The organism is Pseudomonas sp. ASL3 (genome assembly GCF_056680425.1).
Map to the genome: position 1 here is coordinate 2,823,070 of NZ_CM155281.1, position 16,289 is coordinate 2,839,358.

Genomic DNA, 16,289 nt, shown 5'->3' on the forward strand with positions numbered 1-16,289 from the left:
GCCGTGAAATTTCAAGGTTGGCTCTGTGCCCGCAGGTCCTGACCCGCTGCGACACCACTCAAACCGACGCTGGCCAGACTGCCGTCGGCTGCCTGCTGCAGGGCAGCGACTGTCGCACCGCTGCGGTTCTGGTGGCTGTCGAAGTGATGACCCTGGTCATTGCTGAGTAACAGTTCACCGTTCTGGCTGGCCAACAACAGGCTGCCGTCACCCAGTTCGATGGCCGCCGCGAGTGTCGACTCGACGCCGGTGTCGAGGCGTCGCCAACTGTCGCCACGGTCATCGGACCACCAGGCGTTGCCGCGCAGGCCGTAGGCAATCAAGGCGCCATTGCGGGTGCCGAGCAGACCGAAAAAGCTGCCTTCATAAGGTGATTGCAGTGCCTGGAACGATTGCCCTGCATCGGTCGAACGCAACAGCAAACCGCGCTCACCAGTCAGCACCAGGTCATTGCCCAGCGCACGGATGCCATACAGGTTCAGGCCCTGCGGATTGTCCAGATGCTGCATCCAGGGCTGCCAGGTTTGTCCGCCGTCCTCGGTGCGATAGATCAGGTTGTAGGCGCCAACAATGTAGCCGTGGCGACGATCGCTGAAGTACAGGTCGAGAAACGGCTTGTCAGGTCCGTCGCTCACCAGATGGCGTGCCTGTTCCAGTCTGCTTGCGCCGCCCGGCTGATGGGCATCGCGCTCGGCGGCCTGCACCGCCAGCGCGGCGGCACGCTCACCGTCGAACTGCTTGTGCCAGGTTTCACCACCGTCCTCGCTGTGCAGCACCACGCCCAGATGACCGACCGCCCAGCCCTGCTCGGCGTCGACGAATTGCACCGCCGTCAGGCTGACGCTGACCGGCACACTGGCCTGGCGCCAGCGCTTCCCGGAATCATCCGAGAGCAGCACGATGCCGCGCTCACCGACCGCCACCAGACGCTCGCCGGCCCGGGTCAGGCCGAGCAATACCGCGCCCCGGGCCTTGGCGGTCGGCAGTGCCGGCTGCTGCAGCACCGCCAGCGTACTGGCCTGCGTAGCGCTGAACGCGCAGGCCAGCAAACAGAATGCCAGGACGAAGGCGCCCCGACGCAGGCCGAAGCCCGCAACGCGTTTTTGACCGTTCATGTTTTTATCCCACTTGCAAAGTCGCAGGCGACCGCGACGGACACTCGCGTCCGCCACGGTCAGCCCAGGTTCAACGCATGTTTTCGTTGGCCATGGCATCCGGCGTGAAGTAAGAGGCCGAGGGTTTGGCGACCTTCTGGTACTGGACCGCCAGATCGTTGCTCGACGAGTTGAGGAAGTAGGCGCCGGTGTCGAGGTTGTAGCTACCCCACATGACCTGCGCAGTGAGGGCCGGCAGGTCCGGCGCCAGCAGCGTCAGCGAATACATCTCACGACCCAGTTTGCCCTGGGCGTCATAACCGTCGGCCAGCAGGATCTGCCAGGAGTCCTCATCGAGGTAGTAGGTCCGACGCGGGACCACATGGCGCTTGCCGGACTTGAGCATGGCTTCGACGACCCAGACCCGGTGCTTCTCCCAACGCACCAGATCGGGGTTGAGGAACCCCGGTTTGACCAACTCGTCGCTCTTGGCCAGACCGGCACGGTTGTTGTTGTAGGCCACGATCAGTTCCTTCTTGCCCACCAGCTTGAGGTCATAGCGATCGGTCGGCCCGAACAGCATGAAAGCCTCGTCGAACAGACCGACCCCGGAGGTCACGAAGTCCGGGGTGTCGTAAGCAATGTTCGGCGCCCGGCGCACGCGACGCTGACCGACCAGGTACTGCCAGGCCGCACGATTGGCCGGGTCCAGGTCCCAATGGGTCATCAGGCCCTCGCCGGCCTTGGACGTCGGCAGCTCGGTAAACAGCTTGCCCGTCAGATATTTGCCGGAATAATTTTCCAGGCTGCCGTTTTCGAAGTAGTAGGGAAACTGGTAGGTGTACTGGGCACGGGTCGCCTGGACTTTCTTGCCGCCAGCGGTCATCAGCCAGGTGTCGAAGGGCGAGCTGATGGTGTCACCGCCCTGCCAGGACAGTCGGTAGTTCCACAGCACTTGCGTGCCGTTGTCCGGGATCGGGAACGGGATGCCGCCGTAGGCGCCGGAGACTTTCTCGGTCGCCACGTCCAGGGTGGCGCGGGTGGCGTTCTTCGAGGTGTTGTCATACACCCATTGCGGTGCCGCTGCCGAGCGATGGGTCGGGTACACGTCCAGGCGATAGTCCGGGTATTTCTTCAACAGGATCTTGGTGCCTTCGGCCAGCTCGCTGGCGTACTGCTCCATATTCGAGGCCTTGATCGAGTACAGCGGTTTCTCGCCGGCGAATGGATCGGGACGTTTATCGCCCGACTTGTAGCCGGGCACGACCTTGGTGTAACCGCCGTCCCAGGCCGGGATGCTGCCATCGGCGTTACCTGCGCGCTCGCCGCCAAGGGGCGTCAGTTCAGACTTCAGGCGTGCGGCCTGTTCGGGCGGCACCGAGGCCTGCGCCAGGGTGATGCCGGTCAGCGCCAGCGTGAGGGCGCACGTGTTCAGAAAAGCTTTGTTCTGCATGGCGAATCCACCTTATTAGAATGAGGTTTTCACGTAGAGCGAGATGAAGTCACGGTCAGCCAACGATTGCCCGAAGCTGAAATTACCGTCCTCGCGCAGCCCGGCTTTCGGGGCGCCGAAGAAGTTCACGTAGTTCAAGCCGACATCCCAGCGCTGCAAGTAAGTGGCCTTGAGCCCGACACTCCAGTCGCCGGAATGGGTATTACCGAACCCTGATTTGTTGACCGCCGAGGAGCGCCCGTCGAGCACCACGCCCATGCCGATTGGCACGGTCAGGTCGATCCCATCGATAATCTGGAAGTACGCCGGCTCCACCAGCACCCGCAACGCCGTGGCATCGCGAGTGGTGTTCGAATCCAGCGCGGCGGCGTTCTCGGTGATGCTCAGGGTTCGGTTCCAGGCCAGTTCGGCCAGTGCCGAACCGCCGTCCCAGAAGGCCGTCGGCGATAACAGATAAATCGCCGACAGGTTGGCGTGAGCGGTCTTGCCCCGGGCAAACAGCGAGTTGTCGCCACCATCAGCGGCCATCCCCGGGGTCACCACTTGCAGATTGCTCACCAGCGGCGCATTCCAGCGCACGGAGGTTTCACCGGCGAAGTTGAACGGGCCGTAGGCGGTGGAGAAGCTGACGCCAGCGGTCTTGATATCTTCGGCGTAGACCTGACGATAGGAACTCAGGATCGGCAAGCCGGTGGCTGCGGCAGCCGGGCCGTCGAGGTAGGCGTATAGGCCAATCGGGGTTTTGTCGTGATACTGCGCGGCGTAGAAACCCAGCTCCAGCTCGGTCCCGGTTGGTTTGAAGCGAATCTGCATGCCGCCCTGCCCCGAGTTTCTCGGTTTCAGATCGCCAGCGTTCACCGTGTCATTGCCAAATACCTCATGCAGCGAACCGCTGCCGTAACCGATGGCATCGGCATCGCTCAGGTAACTGCCGGCACCGGGCAGGTTGGAACGCTCCCACTCGAACTGGTAGTAGGCGCCCACCGACAACTGCGGGTTGATCTGCAACTGCCCGGAGATCTGGTTGACCGGCCGCAAGATCTCCTTGAACTGGGTGCCCGGCACGCTGAGCAGCTTGACCACATCGGTCGGGCCCTGGGCATTGGCAATGCCGTTACCGCCGTAAAACAGGCTTTCACCGTAGATCAGGCTATGCCGCCCCAGGCGTACCACACCCTGCGAGTCTTCACCCAGATCGCCACGCAGGAATACAAAGGCGTCGAGGATTTCGGCGTCGCGACCATGAAGCTTTTGCGTCTCGCTGAGGAAATGCGGCTGCTCGCTGCTGTCGGTGTCCTGGTTGTAGACATCGTCGTACCAGGCCGCGCCGCTCACCCGCAGCCCGTAGTTTTTCCGGCTGAGGTCCATTTCGGAAAACAGGTCCAAACGGTTGGATACCAGCCCACTGCTGAAGTTTTTATCGCCCTGGCTCTGGATCGAGGGATACAGGCCGTTGGCGGTCGGCGCGTTGACCAAGCGACTGTCCTGGCCTTGCAGACGCCAGGCCTCGCTGTACTTGAAGGTATTGTCCCAACGCAGTTTCCAGTCAGAATCACCGAGGTCCATCTGCATGGCCTCGGCCCTTTCGACCATCGAACCGGCGCTGCATAACGCCAGAAAAAGGGCGCAGTGCTTGAAATGAACGCAACGTTTAATGTTGTCCATGGGGATTCCTGATTATTTTTATTCTTGGAATGGCGGCAGACGCTGAGGTCTGCTCACCTTTCGATGCCGCTTGCGCCTCAGATGTAGGTAGAGGCCAATCCGCCATCGACCGGCAGATTGACGCCGTTGATCCAGCGCGATTCGTCCGCACAGAGGAAAGCGATCACCGCCGCCACCTCATCGGCGTAACCAGGGCGCTTCATGCGATGGGCATCGGCCTGGGTCCGTGCTTCACCGAGCATGCTCACGAAGTCGCCAAGGATTGGCGTGAACACCGGGCCCGGCGCCACACTGTTCATGCGCACCGAGTGTTCGAGAAACCAGGGTTGGGCCTGCAGGTAGTTCCAGACGATCAAGGCTTCCTTGAAATACTGGTAACAGGTCTCGCTCGCTACCGGGTGCTCGGCCAGCCAGGCTTCAGCGGCGGTGAAGCCCTCGACCCGTGCCAGCTCCTTGTGCAGCGCCAGGCGTAGCGGCCACTCGGCGCCGAGGATCGAGGCGATGTTGACGATGCTGCCGCCGGCAGTGATCCGCGGCAGCAGCGCAGTACTCAGATGGCGCAACCCCAGGTAGTTGACCCGCGCCAGCAGTTGCGGGGCTGCAGTGCCCGGTACGCCGGCGATATTGCACAGGCCGTCGATCCGCGCCGGTAACTGCGGCAGAACCCGGTCAATGCTCTCGGCACTGCTCAGATCGCCCTGAACAAAACCATCCAGCGTCATGTGCGGCGCATTGAGATCCACGCCAATCACCGTGGCGCCGTGCAAGCGCAGCAGGCTTGCAGTGGCCGCGCCGATACCAGAGGAGACCCCGGTCACCACCAGAATCTTGTTGTCGAGCTTCATGTTGTGTCCTCTTATTATTGTTGATCGCACGGGAGGCTGGCCGACAACCCTTGTCAGCCCTGGCCCTTCAGAACGGATAGCGCGGCGCTGTGTCCTTGACCGTCACCCATTGCCATTGGGTGTACTCGTCCCAGTCAGCCGGGCCGCCGACGCTGCCGGCATTTCCCGAACAGCCGCGCCCACCGAATGGATTGACGCATTCGTCGGCCACCGTCTGATCGTTGATATGCAACAGGCCGCAATTGAGCCGTTCGCCAATCGCCATGGCGCGCCCGACCGAAGGCGAGATGATCCCAGCGGACAAGCCATACTCGGTACGATTGGCCAGTTCGATGGCCTCTTCGTCGCTGGCGAAGCTCACCACCGTGGCCACCGGACCGAAGATCTCCTCGTCGAACGCGCGCATGCCAGGACGCACTCCAGACAGCACGGTGGGCAGGTAACACAGCCCTTCGTACCAGCCGCCGGCCTCCAACTGCGCCCCTGCGGCAATGCTGTCCTTGACGATTTCATGCACACGCAGCAACTGCCGTGCGTTGATCAACGGGCCAAGCACCGCTTCGCCGCGAGCGGCATTGCCGACGGTCAGGGCGCTGGCTTTCTCGGCCAGCCTGGTAGCCAACTGCGGGGCGATCGATTCATGGGCCAGGATGCGTCCGGTGGCCATGCAGATCTGTCCCTGATGCAGCCAGGCACCCCAGGCGGCGTTGCTGGCCGCCAGCTCAAGATCGGCGTCTTCGAGAACGATCAACGAGTTCTTGCCACCCAGCTCCAGGGCCACCTTCTTCAGATGGCGGCCAGCCAGCTCCGCGACCTTGCGGCCTGCCGCGGTAGAGCCGGTGAACGTGATCATCCGCACATGGGGGTCGCGGCACAGCGCCTCGCCCGCCTGCGCTGCACCCGGCAACACCTGCAGCAGACCCTTGGGCAGACCGGCCGCTTCGAACAACCGGGCAATAATGAAACCGCCGCTGACCGGTGTCTGCGGATCGGGCTTGAGCACCACCGCATTGCCGGCGGCCAGCGCCGGTGCCACCGAACGCAGGGACAGGACCAGGGGGAAGTTGAACGGCGAGATCACACCGACCACGCCATGGGGCAGTCGACGCGCATAGGACAAGCGCCCTGCTTCGCTGGGCAATACCAGACCATGGGGTTGCGACAGCAGCCCTGCGGCCTGATGCAGCAAGACGACGGCCTCACGCACCTCATGTTCACCCTTGAACAGGCTGCCGCCGCTTTCCCGGGCGACGTACAGCGCCAGTTCGGCAAAGTGCTGCTGGGCCAGTGCAGCGGCCTTGCGGAAGATCTCCGCGCGTTCGCGCGGCCCCAACGCCGCCCAAGCCGGTTGGGCACGAGCTGCGGTCATGCTGGCGAAAGCGATATCCGCCGCATCGGCCAGACCGGTGACTGTCAGCACCTCACCGGTGGCGGGCTCGCGTACGCTATTGGTGCCGCCCAATGGACGTACCCAGTCGCCATTGAAGATGCGTTCGCACCACAGCTCGTCCCGCAGAAAAACAGATGGTTCACTTACCGACATTTCGGTCTCCCGGCTCTTGTGTTTGTAATCGCCTGACGCCGCCTTGCTCAATCAAGCAAGACATCTGCGCCACAGGAGCACTAGAGCAAGGGCTGTGCCGATTTGCCTCGACCCTCCGTTGTTTAAGCGGCGAAGGCTCTGACCTGCGGGTTAAAGAAGAGCGAGCGGGAATTTGACAAGGGCCGCAGTGGTCGGCCGATGCAAAGCCACTTGTTCAAATGAGAAGGTTATGTTTAATAACTGTTTTGCCAGTTGCTCATTTCGATCAGTCAATCCATTCAGGGGCATAACAATGAATAATCCCCACCTGCTGTTTCCCGGTCTCGCCGTGATGGAGGAGCATTTCTCGCCACGCGGCGACAGCACCCAACTGGCCGACGGCAACTCACCGACCCTCGCCGAGTTGACCGAATGCCTGTTCTTCTCCCCCGCCGACGGACGCATCTGGCTCAACGACCAGCGCATGCTGCTACTGCACAGCTCCTCCTTCGGTGCACTGCGTCGGGAGATCATTGACCGCCAGGGACTGGAGCAAACCCGCGGTCTGTTCACCCGCACCGGCTATCTGTCCGGCGCACGCGATGCGCGACTGATCCGCGAGCGTTGGCCTCAGGCCGATGCAGCGGCGGTGTTCTCGGCCGGCACTCGCCTGCACACCCTCGAAGGCATGACCAAGGTCGAACCCGTACACTTCAAGTTCGACGCCGACTCCGGTTTCTATGAAGGCGAGTTCCTTTGGCATCACTCCTGCGAGGCTGACGAACATATCGCCGCCTACGGTATCGGCCAGGACCCGGTGTGCTGGACCGAGCTGGGCTATGCCATCGGCTACGTCAGTGGGCTGTTCGGGCGCCTGGTGATCTTCCGTGAAACCGAATGCCGGGGCATGGGCCACGAAACCTGCCGGGTGATCGGCAAGACCGCCGAACAATGGGGTGATGTCGAGCAGGACCTGAGTTATCTCAGCGCGTCCCCGTCCCGCGTGGTCCCTGATCAGCGTCCACCCCTGACAGCCGCCCCCAGTGACGACAGCGAAATGCCCGGCAGGCAAAAGCCTATCGGTGCCAGCGCGGCGTTCAACGCGGCCACCCTCGCCTTGCAGCGGGTGGCACCGACGCCCGCCACAGTGCTGTTCAGCGGCGAGTCCGGAGTAGGCAAGGAGTTGTTTGCCCGCCAGCTGCATCAGTTCAGCCCCCGGCATCGGGAGCCCTTTGTGGCCCTCAACTGCGCCGCGATTCCGGACAATCTGATCGAAGCGGAATTGTTTGGCGTCGAACGCGGCGCTTATACCGGTGCGACCCATTCGCGCCCCGGACGCTTCGAACGGGCCCACGGCGGCACCCTGTTCCTTGATGAAATCGCCAGCCTCAGCCTGCCCGGCCAGAGCAAGTTGCTGCGTGCCCTACAGGAGCGCGAGGTCGAACGCATCGGCGGCAGCCAGCCGATCCAGGTTGATGTACGGGTCGTGGCGGCCACCAATGTCGACCTGCGCAAAGCCGTGGAGGCCGGAGACTTTCGAGAGGACCTGTTCTACCGCCTGAACGTCTACCCCATCACCCTGCCGCCGCTGCGCGAACGACGCGACGATATCCCGTTGCTGGTCAACGCCTTCCTGCGGCGCTTTTGTCAGGATTACGCGCGCAAGCCCGCCGGCCTGACCATGCGTGCGCTCAAGGTGCTGCTGCGCTACGACTTCCCCGGCAATGTACGTGAGCTGCAGAACCTGGTAGAGCGCGGTCTGATCGCCAGCGAGGACGGCCAAGCCATCGACCTGGTCCACCTGTTCCGCAACGAGCCATTGCCACAGGAGGTGTACTCTCTGGACGATAACGGCAGCCTCGCGGCAATCGACCAACTTCCCTCCAGTGCGCAGCCTCGCCCGGCGTTGCTGGAAACCTTGAGCCGCCTGGAACAGGATTTCTCCATTGAAGGACTGGAATCGCGCTTGATGGACGAAGCGCTGCAACAGAGCGAAGGCAATCTGGCCGCCGCTGCACGACTGCTGGGATTGAGCCGTGCGCAGTTTGCCTACCGGCTGAAGAAGTACCGACAGGCATCGGCCTGATTCAGGCTGGCCAGTGCACGCTGAATAGTGCGAAAATCATTACAAATGTTAACTATCAAGCTCAAGGACTCCCGCCTCATGCCGAAAAAGCCTGGCGCCATCACTCAAACACTTGTCGCTCCTGACGAAGGCGCCCCGCTGGACGGCTCTCTGGATTCACTGATCGGCTATGCCCTGCGCCGTGCGCAACTGAAAGTATTCCAGCAACTGATCGAAGACCTGAAACCCTTCGACCTGCGTCCAGCGCAGTTCGCGGCGCTGGCGATCATTGAGAGTGAGCCGGGATTGATGCAGACCGACCTGGCCCGCACACTCGCCATAGAGCCTCCGCAAGTGGTGGCCTTGCTGAACAAAATGGAAGCTCGGGGTCTGGCGGTACGGGTTCGTTGCAAGCCGGACAAACGCTCCTACGGCATCTTCTTGAGCAAGGCCGGAGAAATCCTGCTCAAACAACTCAAGGACATCGCGGCACAAAGCGACGTGACGGCCACCTCTGCCCTGAGTGACGTCGAACGCCAACAGTTCCTGGGGTTGCTGCATAAGGTCTATCGCGGCGAAAGCGCTGATTGAAACCACCTCTCATCAAACAAGGGGCTTCACCGGATCAAGTGGGTGTTATGAGTTTTGGAGACGTTCCGGGTATAAATCCAAACCACCAAAATGAAAGTAAATGGCATTGCGAAAACGCTCCCGATTTCGAAACCCGCAAGAGCGTTGCTTGAGCCGTTGAATGCGTGCGTTCATGCTTTCTGCATGGCCGTTATGCAGGTTCAACACGATGGCGTTGACGATGCCCCACAGTCGTCGCTTGATCGTTTTGGCGACTTTCCACATCGGTGGCAGCCCACTGTTCAAGGCCCATTCCAGCCAGTGGTTCCACTGTTGTTCGACCTCATCCCGATCCTTACCTCGCCACAACTGCATGGCCAGATCCTTGATCGCCCAAGCTTTGGCTGTACGCAACGAACCCTCTCGCAACGACTCGAAGGTTGCCTGTTGCCGCTCGGTCATGTTTTCGGCCCGCTTAAGCCAGACGTATTTCGTGTTCTTGAGCACCGTGGAGCCTGCCTTTAGCAACTCGCGGTTCTCCATATGACGCACCCTGTCCAGCGCCTCACTCAACAGCTTGGCCACATGAAACTTGTCGAACGCTATTTTGTGCATGGCATCAGGAATATGACGTTGGGTCGCGCTGATGAAGGCGGGCCACATGTCCATCGAAACGCCTGTAATTGCTTGCTTCTGGTCACTATTGAGCTTCGTATAAAACGCTTCCAGGCTCTGTGTAAGGTTGCCGTCTTCCACATGCAACCTGACCCGTTGCGGGGTCGGTCACCACGGTGACGTACTCGCGACGCTTTTGAAACGAAGTCTCGTCCACGCATATCTGGGTCGGTGATAACGGTTTTCGACGCGCCAATCCGCGTCTGACGGCGCGAGCCATGATCCGGTCAATGCTGCCCCAGCTCGTCTGGAGTTGACGCGAGACCGCCTGAATACTGGCTTCCTGGATCCAGTTGATCACCAATGCTTCAAACATCAAGGTGAAACCTGAACCAGCGTCTGCCCACGGGACCTCGACAGTCACCACGCCATGCTCGGCGCAATGAACTCTGGGCACCTCAGCCTCTAGAATGGTCACGAACTGACACGTATCAAGATGCCGCCAACGACGTTTGCGTTTGTCATAACGCGAAGCGTGCAGGCCACATTGCGGACAGGTGAACGCAGCAGCATCAGATACTCCAACGCCGACAACGACTTGCCCCAACGCACGGTCAAGGTTAACTGCGACCACTTTCCACGGAGCCTGGAGCCCAAGAATTTGGGCATATAAATCAATATCTCTCATGGGGAGGAGAATAGATTACCCACTCAAAACGGTGAAGCCCCTCAAACAACGCATAAATCATTGAAAATAAAGCATAATTTTTATGCAATTTTCAGCCTAACGCTGACCCCCTGTAGGAGCTGACTTGTCTGCGATCGGCTGCGAAGCAGTCGTAAATGGGCTGGACACGATATCGCTGGAAGGTCCTTCGGCCCTTTTCGCAGACAAAACTACGCGTCCCGGTCTCTCCTACGCCCTCCGGGCAGAATCGAGCCCCAGTTTGCTGCGCGACAGCGCAGCGTCGAAGACGGGGCGGTCCCTCCTACCCGGCAGCCGATGATGTTGCATCATCGACCGCCGGGCGCTGAGCTAAACGCCATTGCGGTCGTAGATGAGGCTGTGGTCTTCGCCGCGATACAGCGCCTCCACCTGAGCAGCACGCCATTGCAGCACGGCTCGCTGGTTGAGCGATCCCTTATCGGTGATCTCGCCGCGATCGATTGAAGGCGGCTCCGCTAGCGGCGCGATCCATTCCAGGCGTGTGGCGTTGCCCGTGGCCTCTGCGTTCAGGCTGCGCAACCAGTTGGCGAACCAATGGCGCACCGGCGCTGCCGCCAGCACCTCGGCGTCCGTGGCATCGCTGGCGAGCCCGGCCAATTCCCGACAGTCCGCCAGCCGGGGAAAGACCAGTAATCCCAGGCACTCGCGGTCAGGCGCCGCAACCACGACATCCTGCACATAGGGCGCGCCCGCCAGGACTGCGCGGTTGCGTAACGGGCCGACACTGACGAACACCCCCGACGACAATTTGAAGTCCTCGGCGATACGGCCATCGAACATCAACCCCAGTTGTGGATGGTCGACATCGACCAGCTTGATCGCATCGCCTGAGCGAAAGTAACCCTCGGCATCGAAGGCCTCGGCATTCTGTTCCGGGGCCCGCCAATAGCCCGACATCACGTGCGGCCCACGGAAACAGCCCTCGAGCTTGCCGTCTACCGGTACCAGCTTGACCTCGCAGCCCGGCGCTGGCAGCCCGATATAACCGGCCATCGACAACGGTCCGGTGGTGAAGGTGCAGGACGGCGCGGCTTCCGTCATGCCCAATCCGGCCATCATGCGGATACGTTCGCCGCAATGCGCTTCGGCGATCCGGTCAAGGCGATCCCAAATGCTTTGCGACAAGCCGGCGGCGGCAAAAAAGAACAGCGTGATCCGGGCAAAGAAGCGCTCGCGCAATTCGCTGTCGCACTCCAGTGCGCGAGTCAGTTCTTCCCAACCCTTGGGTACGGTGAGATAAGCCGTCGGCGAAATTTCCTTGAGATTGCGCAAGGTCTCGGCGAACCCCTGGGCCGTCGGCTTGCCGTCGTCCAGATAGAAGCTACCACCGTTGTACAACACGATGCCGACGTTGTGGCTGCCGCCGAAGGTATGGTTCCACGGCAGCCAGTCGACCAGTACCGGCGGTTCTTCACCAAACACCGGAAAGGTCTGCAGGAGCATCTGCTGGTTGGCGCAGAGCATGCGTTGGGTGGTGGGCACCGCCTTGGGCAGCTTGGTCGAACCGGAGGTGAACAGGAACTTGGCGATGCTGTCGGGGCCCGTTGCGGTAAATGCTGCATCGGCCTCGGCGCCCCCCGGCTCACTGAGCAGGCTGTCGAAAGAGACACTCTTGCGACCGGCCAGTTGGCCCTGGGTGAAGATCAGTGGAATGCTGTCCGGCAGCAGGGTTTCAATCGCGCGCTGGAACGGCTGCGCGTCGGCGGCGAACACCAGGCCCGGCTGGAGCAGATCGAAGATGTGCCGCAGCTTGGCCAGGTCTTTCGACAGCAGGGAGTACGCCGGGGACACCGGGCAATAGGGAATGCCCGCGTACATCGCGGCGAAGGCCAGCTGAATGTGCTCCAGGTCATTGCCTGAGAGGATCGCCAGCGGACGCTCGGCGGACAGTCCGTAGCCGAGCAAGCGCTGGGCGATGGCGCGTGTGCTCTGAAGCATCTGCGCATAACTGATGTGCCGCCACTCTCCCCCCTGCTGACGCGCCGCAATGAAGGTTTTCTGCGGAGACACGCCGGCCCAGTACAACAAGCGGTCAAGCAAACGGTCAGGCAGAGGACTCAAAGGCTCCAGCGCACGCATGTGCAGGATGCCGCTCTCGTCCTCGCGTACCTGGATCGGCGGATGACCGATGGATACGCGCCGGTAAATCGGCTGTGCAGCGGTAGACAATACCGGCTGCGATTGGGGCTCGACACTCACTTCGCCTTCCTCCATCAAGGGTTGCGCTCCGATTCACACTTGCTCGCAAGGGCAAAAAATCCGGAGGGCATGGCGGCTCAATGCCGCCACCTTGTTCTTGTTATGACCTTGTTGAACAGCCTGTTTTTGTGATTATTCGAACATCCAAGTCAGCCCAGGCATGTGCCTGGGATGGCGACCATCAAGGGAACCTTGGGAACGCTCCCTCAATAATCTGCGCCGCTATCAGCGCTTGTAGGTCTGCAGGCCAGGCTTGATGCTCTTGTCGTCGAGGAACTGTTTCATGCCCTGCTCGCGTCCGCCTTCCTTATCGAGCAGACGCGACTGGTCGAGTTTGGCATACAGATAATCCTCGTTTTGCTCCCAGGTCAGCTCGCGGCAGCGCTTGAAGCCAATCTTCGCGGCACGCAGTACCACCGGATTTTTCTCCAGAAGGTTCTGTGCCAGCTCGACGGTGACTTCACGCAGTTGCGCCAGGGGCACGCTCTGATTGACCAGCCCCATCTCGGCAGCCTTCTGCCCGCCGAAGGTCTTGCCGGTCATGATGTAGTACAACGATTGACGATGGCCCACGGTGTCGGCCATGGCCTTGCTCACCAGGTTGCCAGGCGGAATCCCCCAGTTGATCTCCGACAGACCAAATGTCGCCTCGTCGGCGCAGATGGCCAGATCGCAGGCCACCAATGGGCTGAAGCCACCGCCGAAGCACCAGCCATTGACCATGGCGATGGTCGGTTTGCTGTACATGCGCAGCAGCCTCCACTGCCATTGCGACGCCTCGCGACGGATTTTTTCCTGAAGGATCTCCGGCCCGGCATCGACCTCGCGGAAGTATTCCTTGAGGTCCATGCCCGCGGTCCAGGCTTCACCGGCGCCGGTCAACACCAGCACCTTCGCATCCGCGTCCTGCTCAAGCACCTCGAGCACTTCGACCATTTCCCGGTTCAGGGTCGGGCTCATGGCATTGCGTTTCTCGGGCCGGTTCAAAATGACCCAGGCGATGCCTTCTTCAATTTCGACTTTAACGGTCTGCCAACGGCCATCGTAATTGCTCATTTCACACACCCTCTGTTGTTGTTCGCTGTGGATGAGACAAAACTATCCCGCCAATATAGTTATGTCAATTAACTATTATGCTAATTAACTTGTTTCCACAGTGAAGCACAGCCGCCACCCAAGCAGCGCTCAAAACGAGCGGCAGCAGAGGGTGTAGGTAAACAGGTCATGGTTTCGCACGGACAGACTGCCTGGGGCCTTATCGCAGCCGACGGCAGTTTCTTTGGAAGGTGGGCATTCGCCCTGACGTCACGGGCGCACGCCTGCGACACAGGCGTTGCCGCAGGCTGCGATCAACCGCAAAGCGGTCGCAAAGACGATGAGATCAATGAGCGCTTGATTGAGAAACGACGGCCGCCTGGATAGTCGCTGCATACTGCTCAAAGATCTGGCGCAATGATGTCGGTGGGCGCCCGGTAAGCTTCTCCACGTCATTGCTGAGAATGGCGAAACGACCTTCTCGAATCGCCTGCTCGAAGCTGACCATTTCCTCACTCGGCCAGGGAATCGGCCCCGCTATCGGCCCGTCGCCGACGATCCGCCGGGGCACACCCAGAGCGTCGAAGAAGGCGTACTTCTCTTCCTGACTACAGGAGACATACTCCACGGGCCGACCACCGAATTCAGCAGTCAAGTGCGCGCAATCACGATAAGTCAGCAGCTCAGGCCCTGTCAGGTCGTAGACCTTGCCCTCATGTCCGCTGCTGGTCAGCACTGCCACCGCCGAGGCCACGCAATCCTCTCGCGAAACCAGACCGATCTGCCCCTCCCCCGTACTCGCCAGCCAACGCCCCGTGAGCAATGCATCTGGCGCAACGAACAGAGCTATGGCCTCGCTGTACTGGCTGTCGCGTAAGAAGGTGCAGGGAATTCCGGTGGCCAGCAGCAAGGCCTCGGTAGCGGCATGCTCCGAGGCGCTGATGGCCGGGTTGTCGGCACTCGCGCCGACGAACGAGGTATAGACGATATGCCCGACGCCGGCCCGCTCCAGAGCAGCAATCGCGTTGCCATGTTGGCGGCGACGCTTGGCTCCGACGCTGTCGGTGCTGATGAGTAAAACACGATCGATACCGGCGAACGCCACGTCCAGAGTCTCCGGCCGGTCGAAGTCGCCGGTGCGGATCTCCACACCGCGGCTGGCGAAGTCGGCCAGACCCTCCGGTCGGCGGCTGATCAACACCAGTTCGCTGGGTTCGAGGATTTCGAGCAACAGTTCAGCGGCGCGCCGGCCGAATTGCCCTGAGGCGCCGGTGACGAGAATTTTCATCTTATTGTTTTCCTTGTTCTGATGAAGGCTGTTGGTGATGCAAGGTTTCGTTTGCCTACTGGCTCAGAAACCGGGAACGGGAAACCCCTGTGACACATCGCCCTCCCAAAGCTGGATCAGGCGTTCTTCGTACAACCACATTCCGGCACGTTTGACCAGGCGATCCCGGGTGCATCCGGCGAAGCGAATCTGATAGGGCGCATCACCGCGGCAGTCGGTCATAAAGGTATAGGAGCGTGCCTGGCAATGTCCGAGGCTATCGCTCACCACCTGAAGTTGACCGGTGTAGTGCTGGCAACCGGGAAAGCGATCCCAGACCCGCAGGCTCTCGGCCAGGTCGATGGCGCCCTGACGACCTTCATAGCGGTTGGGTATCCGGGTATAGGTACAGACCACCACCACGCTCTCAGGCACGAAAGTGTCGGCAAAACCTTCCACATCTCCGGTATCCAGCGCCCAGGCGTAGCGCGAATAAAGATCCTCGATGTCGATACGGTCGGCGGCGCTCAAGCTGTGCAGGGTTGTCATTCTGGCCTCCTCAATCGACATCGCCAGAGCGCGGCGGGGTCTTTGGCACCAGGGTCATTTCCGGCGGCCGACGACGGGGTGTCGGGGACTCATAGCCGGGAAAGCGCTTGAGTACCTCGCCGTCCCACAAACGCAGAGTCCGTCGGGCGAACAACCACTGCCCCTCCTGGCACACCAACTGGTCATCGTAGTAACCGCAGAAGCGAACATTATGCGGTGCCTCGTGAAGGCATTCAGTCACCAGTGCAAAGGACTTGGCCTGGGCAAGGCCGTCGCCACCCTCCACCAAAGTATTGGCGGCGTAGTGCTGACGAGCGGAAAAGTTGGGGATTGCCGCATAGTAGGCCACCAGCCGGCGAAGACCGGCCTCGCCCTCCCAGACATCGGGGTTGTCTTCAAACACCTCTTCGATCATGACCCCCTCGGGCGTAAAGCAACCCACCAGGGCGTCGGCATCAGCGGTATCCAGTGCCCAGGCATAGCGCACCAGCAAATCCTTAATGGCGAAACGATCTTCAACTGTCAGAGGGATGGCAACGCTCATCTGTATCTCCTGTCGGCGACACCGGCACCAAGCCACGTGTCGCCCTGTTCTGAGCAAACCTTAGGGCATCTCCGCAGGGTCTGCTGTCCTCTGCAAAAAGGACGTGGGGGCGCTGTCGGTCTTTCATACGACAGCATAA

14 protein-coding genes are annotated in these 16,289 nt (G+C 61.0%); 2 read left to right on the forward strand and 12 right to left on the reverse strand.

Translation table 11 applies throughout. The features are described 5' to 3' along the window. Positions 1-11: 11 nt before the first annotated feature. The 5 genes from AC1MEE_RS12965 to AC1MEE_RS12985 form a co-directional block, all read right to left on the reverse strand. Positions 12-1,115: a WD40/YVTN/BNR-like repeat-containing protein gene (locus AC1MEE_RS12965; RefSeq protein WP_480415724.1), complete on the reverse strand. Its 1,104-nt coding sequence runs from the start codon at positions 1,113-1,115 to the stop codon at positions 12-14. A gap of 70 nt (positions 1,116-1,185) precedes the next feature. Beyond that, a complete protein-coding gene (locus AC1MEE_RS12970) occupies positions 1,186-2,547 on the reverse strand; it encodes a DUF1329 domain-containing protein (RefSeq protein ID WP_480415725.1) in 1,362 nt (453 codons plus the stop codon). A gap of 15 nt (positions 2,548-2,562) precedes the next feature. After that, complete coding sequence (locus tag AC1MEE_RS12975) at positions 2,563-4,212, reverse strand: DUF1302 domain-containing protein (protein ID WP_480415726.1); 1,650 nt, start codon at positions 4,210-4,212, stop codon at positions 2,563-2,565. 77 nt (positions 4,213-4,289) lie between these two features. Next, a complete protein-coding gene (locus tag AC1MEE_RS12980) occupies positions 4,290-5,057 on the reverse strand; it encodes a coniferyl-alcohol dehydrogenase (RefSeq protein WP_480415727.1) in 768 nt (255 codons plus the stop codon). Between the two features lie 67 nt (positions 5,058-5,124). Then, on the reverse strand, positions 5,125-6,600 hold the full coding sequence (locus AC1MEE_RS12985) for a benzaldehyde dehydrogenase (protein ID WP_480415728.1): 1,476 nt from the start codon (positions 6,598-6,600) through the stop codon (positions 5,125-5,127). A gap of 292 nt (positions 6,601-6,892) precedes the next feature. On the opposite strand from AC1MEE_RS12985, the gene AC1MEE_RS12990 reads away from it, so the two are divergent. Next, positions 6,893-8,665: a sigma 54-interacting transcriptional regulator gene (locus AC1MEE_RS12990; protein ID WP_480415729.1), complete on the forward strand. Its 1,773-nt coding sequence runs from the start codon at positions 6,893-6,895 to the stop codon at positions 8,663-8,665. Between the two features lie 78 nt (positions 8,666-8,743). Then, on the forward strand, positions 8,744-9,235 hold the full coding sequence (locus AC1MEE_RS12995; RefSeq protein ID WP_480415730.1) for a MarR family winged helix-turn-helix transcriptional regulator: 492 nt from the start codon (positions 8,744-8,746) through the stop codon (positions 9,233-9,235). A 45-nt stretch (positions 9,236-9,280) separates the two neighbouring features. Here AC1MEE_RS12995 and AC1MEE_RS13000 read toward each other — a convergent pair whose 3' ends face one another. From AC1MEE_RS13000 to AC1MEE_RS13030, 7 genes are all read right to left on the reverse strand, one after another. After that, on the reverse strand, positions 9,281-9,970 hold the full coding sequence (locus AC1MEE_RS13000) for an ISL3 family transposase (RefSeq protein ID WP_480415731.1): 690 nt from the start codon (positions 9,968-9,970) through the stop codon (positions 9,281-9,283). Next, positions 9,915-10,517 (reverse strand): helix-turn-helix domain-containing protein, encoded by a 603-nt coding sequence (locus AC1MEE_RS13005; RefSeq protein WP_480415732.1) that lies wholly within the window; start codon positions 10,515-10,517, stop codon positions 9,915-9,917. The genes AC1MEE_RS13000 and AC1MEE_RS13005 overlap by 56 nt, the downstream gene beginning before the upstream one ends. Before the next feature lie 348 nt (positions 10,518-10,865). Further along, the gene (locus tag AC1MEE_RS13010; protein ID WP_480416225.1) at positions 10,866-12,770 is read right to left on the reverse strand and encodes a feruloyl-CoA synthase; all 1,905 of its coding nucleotides are present in this window, start codon (positions 12,768-12,770) and stop codon (positions 10,866-10,868) included. Positions 12,771-12,980: 210 nt separating this feature from the next. Beyond that, a complete protein-coding gene (locus AC1MEE_RS13015; RefSeq protein WP_480415733.1) occupies positions 12,981-13,811 on the reverse strand; it encodes a p-hydroxycinnamoyl CoA hydratase/lyase in 831 nt (276 codons plus the stop codon). Between the two features lie 325 nt (positions 13,812-14,136). Further along, positions 14,137-15,078 (reverse strand): SDR family oxidoreductase, encoded by a 942-nt coding sequence (locus AC1MEE_RS13020; RefSeq protein ID WP_480415734.1) that lies wholly within the window; start codon positions 15,076-15,078, stop codon positions 14,137-14,139. Between the two features lie 63 nt (positions 15,079-15,141). Then, the gene (locus AC1MEE_RS13025; protein WP_480415735.1) at positions 15,142-15,606 is read right to left on the reverse strand and encodes a nuclear transport factor 2 family protein; all 465 of its coding nucleotides are present in this window, start codon (positions 15,604-15,606) and stop codon (positions 15,142-15,144) included. Positions 15,607-15,616: 10 nt separating this feature from the next. Beyond that, complete coding sequence (locus AC1MEE_RS13030) at positions 15,617-16,150, reverse strand: nuclear transport factor 2 family protein (protein WP_480415736.1); 534 nt, start codon at positions 16,148-16,150, stop codon at positions 15,617-15,619. Positions 16,151-16,289 lie beyond the last annotated feature (139 nt).

Excerpts from the sequence above, each read along its gene's own strand:
- AC1MEE_RS12965 (WP_480415724.1), bottom strand. The coding sequence starts at position 1,115 with ATGAACGGTCAAAAACGCGTTGCGGGCTTCGGCCTGCGTCGGGGCGCC.
- AC1MEE_RS12970 (WP_480415725.1), bottom strand. The coding sequence starts at position 2,547 with ATGCAGAACAAAGCTTTTCTGAACACGTGCGCCCTCACGCTGGCGCTG.
- AC1MEE_RS12975 (WP_480415726.1), bottom strand. The coding sequence starts at position 4,212 with ATGGACAACATTAAACGTTGCGTTCATTTCAAGCACTGCGCCCTTTTT.
- AC1MEE_RS12980 (WP_480415727.1), bottom strand. The coding sequence starts at position 5,057 with ATGAAGCTCGACAACAAGATTCTGGTGGTGACCGGGGTCTCCTCTGGT.
- AC1MEE_RS12985 (WP_480415728.1), bottom strand. The coding sequence starts at position 6,600 with ATGTCGGTAAGTGAACCATCTGTTTTTCTGCGGGACGAGCTGTGGTGC.
- AC1MEE_RS12990 (WP_480415729.1), top strand. The coding sequence starts at position 6,893 with ATGAATAATCCCCACCTGCTGTTTCCCGGTCTCGCCGTGATGGAGGAG.
- AC1MEE_RS12995 (WP_480415730.1), top strand. The coding sequence starts at position 8,744 with ATGCCGAAAAAGCCTGGCGCCATCACTCAAACACTTGTCGCTCCTGAC.
- AC1MEE_RS13005 (WP_480415732.1), bottom strand. The coding sequence starts at position 10,517 with ATGAGAGATATTGATTTATATGCCCAAATTCTTGGGCTCCAGGCTCCG.
- AC1MEE_RS13010 (WP_480416225.1), bottom strand. The coding sequence starts at position 12,770 with ATGGAGGAAGGCGAAGTGAGTGTCGAGCCCCAATCGCAGCCGGTATTG.
- AC1MEE_RS13015 (WP_480415733.1), bottom strand. The coding sequence starts at position 13,811 with ATGAGCAATTACGATGGCCGTTGGCAGACCGTTAAAGTCGAAATTGAA.
- AC1MEE_RS13020 (WP_480415734.1), bottom strand. The coding sequence starts at position 15,078 with ATGAAAATTCTCGTCACCGGCGCCTCAGGGCAATTCGGCCGGCGCGCC.
- AC1MEE_RS13025 (WP_480415735.1), bottom strand. The coding sequence starts at position 15,606 with ATGACAACCCTGCACAGCTTGAGCGCCGCCGACCGTATCGACATCGAG.
- AC1MEE_RS13030 (WP_480415736.1), bottom strand. The coding sequence starts at position 16,150 with ATGAGCGTTGCCATCCCTCTGACAGTTGAAGATCGTTTCGCCATTAAG.